Source organism: Lutibacter agarilyticus (assembly GCF_900188235.1).
Classification (GTDB): domain Bacteria; phylum Bacteroidota; class Bacteroidia; order Flavobacteriales; family Flavobacteriaceae; genus Lutibacter; species Lutibacter agarilyticus.
In genome coordinates this window covers 307,223-320,628 of the sequence record NZ_FZNT01000003.1, presented here as the reverse complement: position 1 = coordinate 320,628, position 13,406 = coordinate 307,223, and the positions used below count along the sequence as shown (strand labels likewise).

Annotated in this window: 11 protein-coding genes and 2 tRNA genes; 7 read left to right on the top strand and 6 right to left on the bottom strand. The window is 30.1% G+C overall.

What is annotated here, in order from left to right; genetic code table 11:
• Window positions 1–86: 86 nt before the first annotated feature.
• Both CHB67_RS06420 and CHB67_RS06415 read right to left on the bottom strand, forming a co-directional pair.
• Complete coding sequence (locus tag CHB67_RS06420; protein ID WP_089381111.1) at window positions 87–1,619, bottom strand: phospholipase D-like domain-containing protein; 1,533 nt, start codon at window positions 1,617–1,619, stop codon at window positions 87–89.
• A 51-nt stretch (window positions 1,620–1,670) separates the two neighbouring features.
• The gene (locus CHB67_RS06415) at window positions 1,671–3,158 is read right to left on the bottom strand and encodes a hypothetical protein (RefSeq protein WP_089380929.1); all 1,488 of its coding nucleotides are present in this window, start codon (window positions 3,156–3,158) and stop codon (window positions 1,671–1,673) included.
• A gap of 165 nt (window positions 3,159–3,323) precedes the next feature.
• Between CHB67_RS06415 and yiaA the strand changes: the two genes are divergently transcribed.
• From yiaA to CHB67_RS06400, 3 genes are all read left to right on the top strand, one after another.
• Window positions 3,324–3,821 carry an inner membrane protein YiaA gene (gene yiaA / locus CHB67_RS06410; RefSeq protein WP_089380928.1) on the top strand — a complete coding sequence of 166 codons (498 nt, stop codon included), beginning with the start codon at window positions 3,324–3,326 and terminating at the stop codon, window positions 3,819–3,821.
• 128 nt (window positions 3,822–3,949) lie between these two features.
• Window positions 3,950–5,242: an MFS transporter gene (locus CHB67_RS06405; RefSeq protein WP_089380927.1), complete on the top strand. Its 1,293-nt coding sequence runs from the start codon at window positions 3,950–3,952 to the stop codon at window positions 5,240–5,242.
• A complete protein-coding gene (locus CHB67_RS06400; RefSeq protein ID WP_089380926.1) occupies window positions 5,239–6,579 on the top strand; it encodes a lysophospholipid acyltransferase family protein in 1,341 nt (446 codons plus the stop codon). The genes CHB67_RS06405 and CHB67_RS06400 overlap by 4 nt, the downstream gene beginning before the upstream one ends.
• Before the next feature lie 91 nt (window positions 6,580–6,670).
• Here the strand turns inward: CHB67_RS06400 and CHB67_RS06395 are convergent.
• The 3 genes from CHB67_RS06395 to CHB67_RS06385 form a co-directional block, all read right to left on the bottom strand.
• Window positions 6,671–6,744 (bottom strand) — tRNA-Thr (locus CHB67_RS06395).
• A gap of 63 nt (window positions 6,745–6,807) precedes the next feature.
• Window positions 6,808–6,882, bottom strand: a tRNA-Pro gene (locus tag CHB67_RS06390).
• 50 nt (window positions 6,883–6,932) lie between these two features.
• A complete protein-coding gene (locus tag CHB67_RS06385; protein ID WP_089380925.1) occupies window positions 6,933–7,268 on the bottom strand; it encodes a thioredoxin family protein in 336 nt (111 codons plus the stop codon).
• A gap of 180 nt (window positions 7,269–7,448) precedes the next feature.
• On the opposite strand from CHB67_RS06385, the gene trxB reads away from it, so the two are divergent.
• Window positions 7,449–8,396 (top strand): thioredoxin-disulfide reductase, encoded by a 948-nt coding sequence (trxB, locus tag CHB67_RS06380; protein ID WP_089380924.1) that lies wholly within the window; start codon window positions 7,449–7,451, stop codon window positions 8,394–8,396.
• Window positions 8,397–8,603: 207 nt separating this feature from the next.
• Window positions 8,604–10,187 carry an aspartate:alanine exchanger family transporter gene (locus tag CHB67_RS06375; protein WP_089380923.1) on the top strand — a complete coding sequence of 528 codons (1,584 nt, stop codon included), beginning with the start codon at window positions 8,604–8,606 and terminating at the stop codon, window positions 10,185–10,187.
• Window positions 10,188–10,206: 19 nt separating this feature from the next.
• Here the strand turns inward: CHB67_RS06375 and CHB67_RS06370 are convergent, their stop codons facing one another.
• On the bottom strand, window positions 10,207–11,043 hold the full coding sequence (locus CHB67_RS06370; protein ID WP_089380922.1) for a GIN domain-containing protein: 837 nt from the start codon (window positions 11,041–11,043) through the stop codon (window positions 10,207–10,209).
• A gap of 216 nt (window positions 11,044–11,259) precedes the next feature.
• Between CHB67_RS06370 and CHB67_RS06365 the strand changes: the two genes are divergently transcribed.
• Together CHB67_RS06365 and CHB67_RS06360 are read left to right on the top strand one after the other, a co-directional pair.
• Window positions 11,260–12,651, top strand: coding sequence for an anthranilate synthase component I family protein (locus CHB67_RS06365; protein WP_089380921.1), 1,392 nt, complete (start codon window positions 11,260–11,262; stop codon window positions 12,649–12,651).
• 96 nt (window positions 12,652–12,747) lie between these two features.
• Complete coding sequence (locus CHB67_RS06360) at window positions 12,748–13,323, top strand: anthranilate synthase component II (RefSeq protein ID WP_089380920.1); 576 nt, start codon at window positions 12,748–12,750, stop codon at window positions 13,321–13,323.
• Window positions 13,324–13,406 lie beyond the last annotated feature (83 nt).

Here is a 13,406-nt window from a genome sequence, read left to right as displayed (position 1 = left end):
TTTGTGCAAATTTAATCAAATATAATAGGATATAGATGATTGATGTGAAATTTAGATTTTTTTTAAATAAACATAATTAACGGGGTTTATAAAATTTCTTTAGGGAGTATTTTTCGAGTCCAGGTTTTTAGGCGTTTTAATTTAGTTACCTCTGAATCTGGATTGAAATCCAATGTTGTTTCCCAAGAATTTGTAGGTTTAAATTCTTCTTCCATGCCTTCTAAAACTCCTTTTGCTATTTCAGTAGAATTAACTATTACAATGCATTCTGTATTTAAATTTGCACTTCTAGGGTCTAGGTTAAAAGTGCCAATAACTGTTGTTTTATTATCAATTACCATAGATTTTGCATGAAGCCCAAATATTGGTTTGTGATCTAGTTTTTCTTGTAATTCTCCAGTCATTATTTTAATTCGCTCTGCAGCATCAGGCCTAAATTCAAATATTCGGACTCCGGTTTTTAATAATTTAGTTCTATCTGTTTGGTAGCTACTAAAGGCTTCTATATTATCTGTTGAAGCCAAGCTATTTGTTAAGATTCTAACTTTTACTCCACGGTCAACAGCTTCTTTAAGTAGGTTTTTACCTAAATCAGTAGTAATTAAATAGGGAGTTTGAATATTAATGGAAGATTTAGCGTTTTTAATTAAATCAATCAGTGCGCTAGTTGAATTACCTCCGCCACCTAAACCGCTTTGTCCGTCATTTTTACCTGGGATATCTGAAATAAACGTTATATCATCTAGCCAAACTAATTTCCCTGAATTTTTAATGTTATTAAATGTTGCTGGTAAATCTGCTATTCTTTTTCTTATTTGTGGCCAAAAATTTTCTGGATTACATGCGTACTCATGTAGTTTGTCAAATCTATTTTTTAAATAAGTAGTTTCTAAATCTTGTTTAAGTATGCTTGTTACATTTTGACTTAAAGAGCTATTCCAAAAATCTTCAAATGATTTATGTACTTCACTTGATTCATTACCTAATATTAAAACATCTCTATCTCTAAAATTATATTCGTGGTCGTAATCAAAATATTCATCGGCAATATTTCTTCCGCCAGTAATGACCACTTTGCCATCAACAATAAATGTTTTGTTATGCATACGTTGGTTTGCATTTCTAAAATCTGTTGTAAATTTTTGAATTTTATTAAAAATATTCTTACCTAAATTAACACCGGGATTGTATATTTTTACGGTAATATTTTCATGAGAGCTAAACGTTAGTAAATCTTCAATATCGGCATTTACCATAATATCATCAACAATAATTCTCACCTTAATACCTCGATCTGCAGCTCTTATTAAATAATCACAAGCTATGAGTCCAATATTATCTGTTGAAAATATGAAGTATTGAATGTCAATGCTCTTTTCAGCATATTCACATAGCCAAGCTCTGGCAACCATAGAGCCACTTCCGTCTTCTAAAACATATACGCCTGTTTTTGTTTTCATCAATTCGGCGACATCTTCAAGTTCAGTTGAAAGAGTTATATCTTCATTTCTATGAATTTGTGAGCAAAAATCGGTTGCTGTTTCTTTTTTTTCTGAACAGGCTAATAATCCAATAAAAAGAATCCATAAAATATTTTTAATTTTAAAACTTGTCTTCATTTGTAATATCATATAAATAATTATTAGTTGAAGGTTTATCTTATAAAAGGCTTATAATAAATCATTAATATATTCTAGACTTGTTTTGTAAACTTCCGATTTATTTATTTTAGCCTTCAGCCAGGCATAAAAGCTAATTGTAAAAATATCTTCTTCTATTGTTTTAACTTTTAACAAAAGGGCTACTTTTTCCTTGAATTTTTCTGAATGAATATCTTCTGTTTTGTAAAAGTAAATTGAAATTAGTTTAATGAAATTTAAAATTATTGATTCTTTGTGATTTATTAGATGTGCTCTGTGTTTTTTTCTAAAACTATTCAATCTAGATGTTACAAGCTCAACATAATCCAATTCTATAAGTAATAAGATTTCAATCAAGTTTTTTTGAATTACCCAAATATATCCAACTTTTGAGATATACCATTGATCGCTGTGGTAAAAACCTTTGTAAATATTAAAAGCTTCTTTGTAGTTTTTATTTAAAAATAATGAAACTACCAATGTTAATTTTAAATCAAGAGAATACTCAGGTGTGGTTTTGTGCTTTTCAAAATTAAACTCTTGTAAATTTCTAATTGCAGTTTTATTATTTCCAGTGTAAATTAACAATAAATTTTCTAATAGTATATATTGTGGATAAAATATGGTATAATACTTACTCTTTTCCAAAAGCATATTGGTATGCATTTCTTTTAGAAAGTTAGTCGCTTCCTTAAAGTTTTTAATCCTGAAATAAGTATTTGCCAAATAATATAATACCTGTAAATGATCATATAAATGTTTTTCTGAATACCTTTCAGAAGCGTCTATTGCCTTGCAAGTGTTTTTAATAAATGGTAAAATAGCATGATAATTTCTTGTAACATGAGCAATTTGATTGCTTATTTGCAATATTTTAAACAGAGATTGATAGCTTAAGTTTTTAGTTATTGAAATATTAAATAATTGTAAATTTCTATTGATAATGTTGGGAACTTCAGGGTTACTTTGATTCAATTCAGCTTGAATAGTTGCATAAAATAGGTTTAAATTTTCTTCTTGCTGAATATTTAACTTATTTGCTTGGTATTTACTAATTACGTGCTGTAGCTTTAACGTTTTATTTAAATGTGCATGGTGCATTTGGGTGTGATAGATTTCATTTAAAATACTAAATAATGAATATTTAACAGCAATTAACTCAGCTTTACCTAATGTTTTAAACGCTATGTTGATTTTGTTTTGTTGAAAAAAAAATTGACTAGCCAATATTAATTTTAAGGCATTCATTTCTTCTGAAGATTCTTTTTTAAAGCTCTTGGTAGCAATAAAATCGATCAGCGAATCGTGTAGTCGCTTGCACAATGCATGGTAAGCTCCTTTTGAAGGTTTGCTATATATAATTTCGTCGAGTTTAGTTCGCTCAATTGGAGCGTCTAAAAGTGTAAACAACTCAATGTTTTTAGTGTCGTTTCTTTTATTCTTTCTTTTTAAATTTCTTAGAAAATCCTTCTTGTCCTCTTGGGGTAAGGTAGAAATTATGGTGTGCAATACGCTCATTTATATCGTAAGTTATTTTAATCAAATATATCTTAATTATTGTTTATTTGGGTATAATGTATCTTTTTAATCGTAAGTTTTGTTAAATTTTAGGTTTTAGTAGTAATATAATTTTATTGAATTTTGACCCATAGATAAAAATAATAAACAATTAAACTAAATATTATGGATTACAATTTTAAAAGTGATACAACTCAAGAAAAAGAGTCGAAATCAGCGTCAAAAACTATGAAAAAAAAAGAAATCAAAAAATTTGATCAAAAACCTACCCCTGCTTTTATTGGAGCGTCTTGGGTAGCCCTTTTTGTGGGTATTTTGGCTTACTGCATTGGTTTATGGAATTCAGATATGCAATTAAATGAAAGAGGTTATTATTTTACCATTTTGCTTTTTGGGTTATTTTCGGCAATATCTGTTCAAAAAAGTGTTAGAGATAGGTTGGAAGGATTACAAGTTACTGATTTGTATTATGGAATAAGCTGGTTTTCGGCAATAAGTGCTATTTTATTGTTGCTAATTGGTTTGTGGAATGCCGATTTATTACTTAGTGAAAAAGGTTTTTATGGAATGGCTTATACCTTAAGCTTGTACGCTTCTATAGCTGTTCAAAAAAACACACGAGATAAAAGTTATATTGATAATAAAGAGTTAGTTATTAATTAAATTATCTATAAACTATAAAATTTAGATAAGACTTATTTTGTAAAAGTCTTATCTAAATTCTATACTTACTTTTATTTAAGTATCTTAATCGACTAGAAAACTAAAAATTACCATCTAAAATCTTTCTTATGTTGGAAAAAAACAATAAAAAATTGATAAATGCATGGGCTTCATTTGACTGGGCAAATTCGGTTTACAACCTTATAGTAACTACAGCAATATTTCCTATTTACTATTTAGGTACCACACAAGATTTTTTTGGAGGAGAAATGATTCAGTTTTTTAATTTAACGATTAAAAACTCTGTACTGTATTCATTTGCAATATCATTTTCATTTTTAATTATTGTTTTTATTTCTCCGGTGTTATCTGGTGTTGCTGATTATGGAGGTTTAAAAAAGCGATTTATGCAATTTTTCACCTATTTGGGATCCTTATCGTGTATTGGTCTTTATTTTTTTACGGGTGAAAATGTTGAATATGGAATTGCTTGTTCTGTGTTAGCAAGTGTTGGTTACGCAGGGTCGTTGGTTTTTTACAATGGTTTTTTACCTGAAATTACTTCAAATAAATATATGGATAAAGTAAGTGCCAAAGGCTTTTCAATGGGGTATGTTGGAAGTGTTATTTTGTTAATTGTAAATTTAATTTTATTTCAAAAATATGAATTTTTTGGTTTTGAAAGTGGAAGCTCAGCAACTCGATTTGGATTTATTTTAGTTGGAGTTTGGTGGATGGGATTTTCTCAAATTTCATTTTACTATTTAAAAGATAGGGGGCAGCGTAAAAAAATATCTTGGAGTATTTTAGGAAATGGAACAAAAGAATTGCGAAAAGTATTTAAAATGGTGAAATCAAAATTCGTTATGAATCGTTTTTTAACATCATTTTTCTTGTTTAGCATGGGCGTTCAAACGGTTATGTTATTAGCTCCGTTGTTTGCTGATAAGGAGATTGGTTTGGGTGCTGATGAAATGATACTTGTTGTACTTATTATACAAATAATTGCAATTGCAGGGGCTTATTTCTTTGCGTATTTATCTAATTTAAAAGGGAATGGTTTTGCTATTAGTACTACTTTAATTTTCTGGATTTGTATTTGTATTGCTGGATATTTTTTAAGAGATAAAGTTTCTTTTTACGGGTTGGCAGCCTTTTTAGGATTTGTAATGGGTGGAATTCAATCCATTTCCAGATCAACCTATTCAAAACTTATTCCAGCTGAAACTAAAGATACTGCTTCTTATTTTAGTTTTTATGACATCACAGAAAAATTGGCAATTGTAATTGGATCATTATCTTATGGATTAATTGATCAATTAACAGGGAGTATGCGAAACAGCATGCTTTTTATGTCTATCTTTTTTATTAGTGGTTTTGTAATGCTTCAATTAGCAAATCTTAAAAAAAATATGCAATGATCTATCACTTGCTAAAGCAACTTGTAAGGTTGTCCTTATTTTTCTTTTTCAAGAAAATAGTTGTTTCAGGAAAACAACATATGCTTCATGATGGCCCCCTAATTATTGTAGCGAATCATCCAAATACATTAACGGATCCTTTAATTATTGCTTCATTAATGAAACAACAAATTGGGTTTTTAGGTAACGCAGGGCTTTTTACAAATTCCTTTTTTGGGAAATTTTTAGAGTATTTTAATGTAATTCCAATTTTCAGAAAAAAAGATGTAAATCCCGGAGTGACACCAAATAATAATTATTCCTTTTCAAAATGTTATGAGTATTTGGATAAAAAGGGAACTATTTTAATATTCCCTGAAGGAAGTAGTTATTATGAACTCAAATTACGTGAAATTAAAACGGGTACTGCTAGAATTGCTTTGAGTTATAATTTATTAAAAGATAATGATACAAATTTAAAAATATTACCAATTTCATTGGACTATTCTGATGCTATTCAATTTAGAAGTATGGTTTCGGTAACTATTGGTGAGCCTATTCCTGTGTCGACTTACAAACAAGATTATTTGAAAAATGAACGTAAATCTGTTTTAGAACTTACTGGTCGTATCCAAACATTATTAGAAAGAAACATACCAAACACATCTAATGAAGAACAAGAACAATTTTTATTGAAAAGTCATAAGTTTTACACAACATTTAATAATCCTAAGTCTGATTTACAACTAAATCCAAAACAATCGTTAGATGTACGGGCGCAAATTTCAAAATCCTTACGGCTGCTTAGTAAAACAAATTCAGAACTCTATAAAAGTACCGAGTCAAAAGTGCATCTTTTTTTTAATGAAATTGCTAGTGAAAAGCTAACACCTAAATTTTTCACCGATAAATTTCTTTATAAAAACAAAAATGTAGTTTGTGTTAGTTATTTTTTGAAATTTCTATTGTTAGCACCAATTTACATTTTTGGCTTACTAACTAATTACATTCCCTATATTCTTCCTTCTGTGCTGTTTAATACTTCAAAGCTTGATATAGAATACAAAGCTTCTGTACAAATGATAGTTGGTCTTTTTACGTTTCCTTTATTTTATTGGTTACAACTTAAATTAATTGGATACTATTTTAATGTTGAATTCTGGGAGATATTATTTCTAATAATTGTTTTTTTAATAGCTGGATATATTGCTATGTATTATTGGGTTGAAGTTAAAGGGTTTAAGCGTGTATTTCACTTTTACTTTTTTGTGAAAAAAGATAAAAAAAGAAGTATTTTAAAATTAAGAGATGAAATTTTAACCAATATAGAAATTGCAAAAGCTAGTTTGAAAAATTAAACCGTATGTTTTATCGCGTGTGAAAGGTTTTGATGTATTCAGTGAACTATTAGGAAATAAAAAATCATCTTCAAATGAAGATGATTTTTTGAGCCGATGGAGGGACTCGAACCCACGACCTGCTGATTACAAATCAGCTGCTCTAGCCAGCTGAGCTACATCGGCTTTTTAATTTTGTGCAAATTAAATTAATTTGGAATTAACTTGCAAGACTTTTTTGTCTTTTTGTCGGGGTGGCAGGATTCGAACCTGCGGCCTCCACGTCCCAAACGTGGCGCGATAACCGGGCTACGCTACACCCCGAATGATTTTCGGTTTGCAAATATAAAACTAAAAAAACATTTTACAAGTAATTATTCAAAAATTAATTTGTAAGGTCTCTCAATTGCTTTCTCTAATTCAAAAATACTGATATTTCTACTTTTTCTAACAGTCTCTTTTCCGTCGTAAAACACTAAAATAGTGGGTTCTACAAAAGCGCTGTAATGTGCTGAAATTTCAGGAGAAAAATTGAGATCAACAGTTAAAAATGTTATTTTCGGAAAATATTTTTGTATTATTTTTTCAACTTTGGGTAAAAATGCTTCGCCAACACTACAAGTTTGTGTGTTGAAATATACTAAAACTGCTAATTCTGAAGCTATTATTTTTTGAATAGACGCTAAGTTTGTAATTTCTTTGATAGACATTTATTGTATATTGAAGTTGGTAAAAGTAGACTAATATTTAAGGGTAAATGTAGTTAAAATTGCAGAAATGTATGTATTGTTCTTTCTTATAATTGTATTGTGAAAAATTATAAACAATCGTGTTAATTTCTTATTATTTCCCATAAATTTGTTTCTTATTAAAAATAAAAAGAAATTATCATGTCTGATACTATAGAGAGAATAAAATGTTTAATTATTGGTTCGGGGCCTGCAGGATATACAGCAGCAATTTATGCCGCAAGAGCAGATTTAAAACCGGTAATGTATACAGGAATGCAAATGGGTGGTCAATTAACAACAACTACAGAAGTTGATAATTTTCCAGGTTATCCAAATGGAACCGATGGAACAGCGATGATGGAAGATTTAAAAAATCAAGCGGAACGTTTTGGTACTGAAGTAAGATTTGGAATGGCGACTAAAATAGACTTTAGTTCTGAAGTAGGAGGTATTCATAAAGTTACTATTGATGAAACGATTCAAATTGAAGCGGAAACTTTAATTATTTCAACAGGAGCAACAGCTAAATATTTAGGATTAGAAAGTGAACAACGTTTAATTGGTGGAGGTGTATCTGCTTGTGCTACTTGTGACGGTTTCTTTTATAAAGGACAAGATGTAGTTGTAGTTGGAGCTGGAGATACTGCAGCAGAGGAAGCTACGTATTTATCAAATATTTGTAATAAAGTTACATTGTTGGTGCGTAAAGACTATATGAGAGCTTCAAAAGCGATGCAACATAGAGTTGCTAAAACTAATAATATTGAAGTAAAATACAATACTGAAATTGATGAGGTTTTGGGTTCTAATGTTGTTGAAGGTGTAAGAGCTGTAAATAATCAAACAGGTGAAAAAGAAGTAATTGATGTAACTGGTGTGTTTATAGCCATTGGTCATAAACCAAATACCGATATTTTTAAAGGTGCTTTAGATATGGATGAAACAGGTTATTTAATTACTAAAGGGAAATCTACAAAAACTAATATACCAGGAGTTTTTGCTGCTGGAGATGTGCAAGATAAAGAATATAGACAAGCTGTTACCGCTGCCGGCACAGGTTGTATGGCTGCTTTAGACGCTGAACGTTATTTAGGTTCCTTAGAATAATAATTATAAATAATATTGAAAAGCCCAAGTTTACTTGGGCTTTTTTTATGAATAAATGAAGGTTTTATGCTGCTTATTTTTAATGATTATATTTGTCTGAAACCATTTTTTGTTATTCTGTAAAATGTAATCGTTTTCGTTAATTCAAAAAATAAAAGGTTGTTAACTTGAATAACTAATTAATTTTGTTATTAAAAATTTAAAAGAATGAATTTATTATCGAATAGTTATTTTGTGCTATTTTTAATTATTGCAATAGGGTTTATTATTGGTAGAATTAAAATTAAAGGAATTTCATTAGATATTTCGGCAGTAATATTTGTCGCATTAGTTTTTGGCCATTACGGGTATCAAATACCAAAAGATTTTCAATATTTAGGCTTGGTGCTTTTTATTTTTACGATAGGAATTCAGGCAGGACCAAGTTTTTTTGAATCTTTTAAGCAAAATGGGAGGCATTTAGCATTGTTAGCAGCGGTTTTAATTATTAGTGCAGGTGCAATTACTTTTTGTGTGTCTTATTTTGGAGGTATTGATAAAAGTTTGAGTATAGGATTATTAAATGGGTCGTTAACCAGTACGCCAGGTTTGGCAGCAGCCATTGATACAACAGGTTCTCCAATGGCATCTATAGGTTATGGTATTGGTTATCCGTTTGGAGTAATTGGTGTAATTCTTTTTGTTAATTTAATGCCGAAATTGATACGAGTTAAAATTGCTTCCGAAGAAAAAAAGTACAAAGAAGAGTTGGCATTGGATTATCCTGAAATTTTACGAAAATATTATGTTGTTGAAAATGAAAATGTAATTGGGAAAAGTTTGGGTGAAATAAATATTCGTTTTATGACAAAAGCGGTTATTTCAAGGGTCATGCATGAAAATAATGTAATTGCTCCTTCTCGAGAATTAGTATTGCAAAAAGGAGATATTATAAAGGCTGTGGGTACACTAGACGCTTTAGAAAGAGTTACAATTTTAGTAGGTCCTGAAACAGATGAGGAAATCCCATCTGATAAAAATTATGAAGTGCGTTCAGTGTTGGTAACAAATAAAGAAGTGGTTAAAAAAACATTAGGTCAGTTAAATATATTAAACACCTACAATGCCACTGTTACGCGTATCAGAAGATCTGGGATTAATATTTCTCCAAGTCCTTCTTCAACCTTGCAATTTGGTGATAAATTAATAGTGGTGTGTAATCAAGGAAATATGAAAAATGTAAGTCGTATTTTTGGGGATGATGATCGTAAACTGTCAAGTACTGACTTTTTTCCAATTGCTGCCGGAATTTTAATTGGAATTTTAGTAGGTAAATTAAGTCTTAATTTTGGTAATTTTTCATTTAGTTTAGGGTTAACAGGTGGTATTTTAATGGTTGGGTTAATATTAGGTCGTACTGGTAAAACAGGACCAATTATGTGGACAATGACTGGAGGTGCTAACCAATTATTGAGACAATTTGGGTTGCTATTCTTTTTGGCGGCTGTTGGTACAAGCGCAGGTTCTAGTTTAGTGACTACTTTTCAAGAGTATGGTGTGGAACTATTTGGTTATGGTATATTAATAACTTTAGTACCTATGATTCTAGTTACTATTGTTGGGCGCTATGTTATGAAAATGAATTTATTAACTTTATTAGGAACACTAACAGGAAGTATGACAAGTACTCCTGGTTTAGCTGCTGTTGATAATTTGGTTGATACAGATGCTCCTGCTGTAGCGTATGCAACAGTATATCCTATTGCAATGGTACTTTTAATAATAGTGGTTCAAATATTAAGCGTATTATAAAACGTGTATAGAAACTAATTTAGTCTAACTCTCTTTTTTTAATTAGCGCTTTGTCATAAAAACCATGAAGTGCTATTGCTGGATTTGCATACAAATGCACCTCAGATGAATTATTAGCAAGCAGGTTTAATTCTTTGGTTACGTGTACATATAATTTAGCATTGTTATTAGATTTAACAATAGCGTTAGCCGCTATAAAATCTTTTCCTTTATAAGAAGAGTCTCCAGAAAATTCTATTTCTAAAGAATTAGAGGTTCCTTTTAGTGTTGTAATCGCATTGTCTAAACCAACCATACTGGTTTCTTTAGCATCAATTATAGCAGTTAAATTACAAGAATTTTCAATTCTAACAGCAACCACTTCGCTTAAAATTTCAAGATTTAACCTTGATTTTTCTGTGCCATGGATTTCAATATTTTTTAAATTTAATTTCAAATTAAATACGGCATCATCATAAGAGTTAATGGTTAAATCATTAATAGCTAAGGTGTTTTTCGAGTTAACTTTAGCATTGTTATAAGCATTAATTTCTTGTATATTTTTATTTACTTTTAAGTGAATATTTAAAGCTTTGTTACGCCCAATAATTGCACTAGTTCTAATCGTAAGTATTCCATTATTTAATTCAGTTAAAATACTATTTTGAAGATTAGAATCGGCTTCAACTTCAACAGACTGCTTTTCATTATAAACTAAAAAAACGTTTAGATTGTCAATAACCTCTATAGTAGTAAACTCAGAAATGTTTCTATCTTCAGTAGTCACAATTTTATCCCCTTTTAGTTTTACTTGTGCAGAAGAAATAAGGGTTGATAATAATATAATGAATACGGTTGTTTTATGTGAATTTGTCATTTTGTAGTTTTTATCAAATTTAATAAATTAATTTTTCAAAGAATAGTTTGCATAATCAAAAATCTATGTTAAATTTGTCGAACAGATGAAAAAAAACAGTTTAAATACAAATTGGTGGTGGAACTCTCTTATTTAATAAGCGAGGGAATTTGTATTTAATAAATAATATTAAACAAAAGACTTATCTCGCGGTAAGTCTTTTTTTATGCCAAAAAAATGAAGAAACTAAAATTTAAAACTATTTCAAAACATCAGTTAGCAGATACGGTTACGCCCGTAGGTTTATACTCAAAAATTAGAGATAAATATGCTAATAGCTTGTTGTTAGAAAGCTCAGATTATCATAGTAAAGAAGAGAGCTATACATTTTTATGTGCAGATCCAATTATTACGTTAAAGGCCGATCAAAATAACTTTACCTATAGTTATAAAGGAAAGGAGTTGGATACTAAAGAAATTAACCGCGATTTTTATTCAATTTTTGAAGACTATAAAAGTACTGTAGATGTTGATTGTGATGAAGAGCTAAAATCATACAACGGGTTTTACGGATACATTTCTTACAACTCAATTCAATATTTTGAAACCATAAAGTTAAAGGCTGAAAAAGCACCCTCTGAAATTCCAGATTTACAGTTTAGTTTTTTCCGTTTTATTATTGCTATCAATCATTTTAATGATGAATTAACTTTGATTGAAAATATTGAAGAAGGCGAAGAATCACGAATTCATGAAATGGAGGCTTTGATAAATTCGCGTACGTACGGTTTGTATAAATTTGAAATTGCAGGAGAAGAATCATCAAATATCACCGATGAATATTTCAAAAATAATGTAGCGAAAGCAAAAATGCATTGTAAACGTGGCGATGTATTTCAGTTAGTATTATCACGTCAGTTTCAACAATCATTTTCGGGAGATGATTTCAATGTGTATAGAGCGTTACGTTCCATAAATCCTTCACCTTATTTATTTTATTTTGACTACGGAAGTTTTAAATTAATGGGGTCTTCACCAGAAGCACAAATTAAAATTGATGCTGAAAAAGCCATCATCAACCCAATAGCTGGTACTTTTAGAAGAACGGGAGATATGGCGAAAGATATTTTGTTAGGTGAGAAATTATCAAACGACCAAAAGGAAACTGCAGAACACGTAATGTTGGTAGATTTAGCGCGAAACGATTTAAGTAAACACGCTAGCAATGTAAATGTGGAGGTTTTTAAAGAAGTACAGTATTTTAGTCACGTAATTCATTTGGTTTCAACCGTACAGGGGAAGCCAAAAGGAAAAGCAATTGAAATTGTAGGAGATACATTCCCAGCCGGAACATTAAGTGGAGCACCAAAATTTAAGGCAATGGAATTAATTGACACCTATGAAAATCAAACGCGTGGTTTTTATGGTGGTGCTGTTGGTTTTATAGGTTTAGATAATAGCGTAAATTTGGCAATTGCTATTCGTTCATTTGTAAGTAAAAGCAACACGTTGTATTATCAGGCAGGTGCAGGAATTGTAATGAAATCTACCGAAGAAGGAGAATTACAAGAAGTAAATAACAAATTAGCTGCTTTGAAAAAAGCATTAATTCTAGCAGAAAAAATTTAACATAAAAATCCGTCATTCTGAACTTGTTTCAGAATCTACTTATCAATGATGAGACCCTGAAATAAATTCAGGGTGACGAAAATAGAAATAGAAACAATGAAGATTTTAATATTAGATAATTACGATTCATTTACATACAACCTGGTTCATATGGTTGAAGATATTACTGGCGAATATCCGGCTGTATTTAGAAATGATGAAATTGAAATTTCAGCGATTGCTGCATACGATTTAATTATTTTATCTCCGGGACCTGGGATACCTGATGAAGCGGGAATCTTAAAGGAAACCATAAAAACCTACGCAGGTAAAAAACCAATTTTTGGAGTTTGTTTAGGTTTACAAGCAATTACTGAAGTTTTTGGTGGTAGCTTAGAAAATATGGATGAAGTGTTTCACGGAGTTGCAACAACTATGAATATTACTAAAAAAGATGCTGTAATTTATAAGGATTTTCCTGCAGAATTTGAAGCGGCTCGTTACCATTCTTGGATGGCTTCAAAAAAAGATTTTCCTGCGGAATTAGAAATAACGGCTGAAGATGAGTTTGGCGATATTATGAGTCTTCAACATGAAAAATATAATATTAGCGCGGTACAATTTCATCCAGAATCAATTTTAACGCCTACAGGTGAACAAATGGTTCGTAATTTTATAGAAGCAAATAAATAATTGGGTCACTGCGCGGAGTAGAAGTGGCAGTTGAAATAGAAAAAATGTGATTTCAACTCTGTTCAATCACCGAAAATAAGTCA

Excerpts from the sequence above, each read along its gene's own strand:
- trxB (WP_089380924.1), top strand. The coding sequence starts at position 7,449 with ATGTCTGATACTATAGAGAGAATAAAATGTTTAATTATTGGTTCGGGG.
- CHB67_RS06405 (WP_089380927.1), top strand. The coding sequence starts at position 3,950 with ATGTTGGAAAAAAACAATAAAAAATTGATAAATGCATGGGCTTCATTT.
- CHB67_RS06360 (WP_089380920.1), top strand. The coding sequence starts at position 12,748 with ATGAAGATTTTAATATTAGATAATTACGATTCATTTACATACAACCTG.
- CHB67_RS06400 (WP_089380926.1), top strand. The coding sequence starts at position 5,239 with ATGATCTATCACTTGCTAAAGCAACTTGTAAGGTTGTCCTTATTTTTC.
- yiaA (WP_089380928.1), top strand. The coding sequence starts at position 3,324 with ATGGATTACAATTTTAAAAGTGATACAACTCAAGAAAAAGAGTCGAAA.
- CHB67_RS06370 (WP_089380922.1), bottom strand. The coding sequence starts at position 11,043 with ATGACAAATTCACATAAAACAACCGTATTCATTATATTATTATCAACC.
- CHB67_RS06365 (WP_089380921.1), top strand. The coding sequence starts at position 11,260 with ATGAAGAAACTAAAATTTAAAACTATTTCAAAACATCAGTTAGCAGAT.
- CHB67_RS06385 (WP_089380925.1), bottom strand. The coding sequence starts at position 7,268 with ATGTCTATCAAAGAAATTACAAACTTAGCGTCTATTCAAAAAATAATA.
- CHB67_RS06415 (WP_089380929.1), bottom strand. The coding sequence starts at position 3,158 with ATGAGCGTATTGCACACCATAATTTCTACCTTACCCCAAGAGGACAAG.
- CHB67_RS06420 (WP_089381111.1), bottom strand. The coding sequence starts at position 1,619 with ATGAAGACAAGTTTTAAAATTAAAAATATTTTATGGATTCTTTTTATT.
- CHB67_RS06375 (WP_089380923.1), top strand. The coding sequence starts at position 8,604 with ATGAATTTATTATCGAATAGTTATTTTGTGCTATTTTTAATTATTGCA.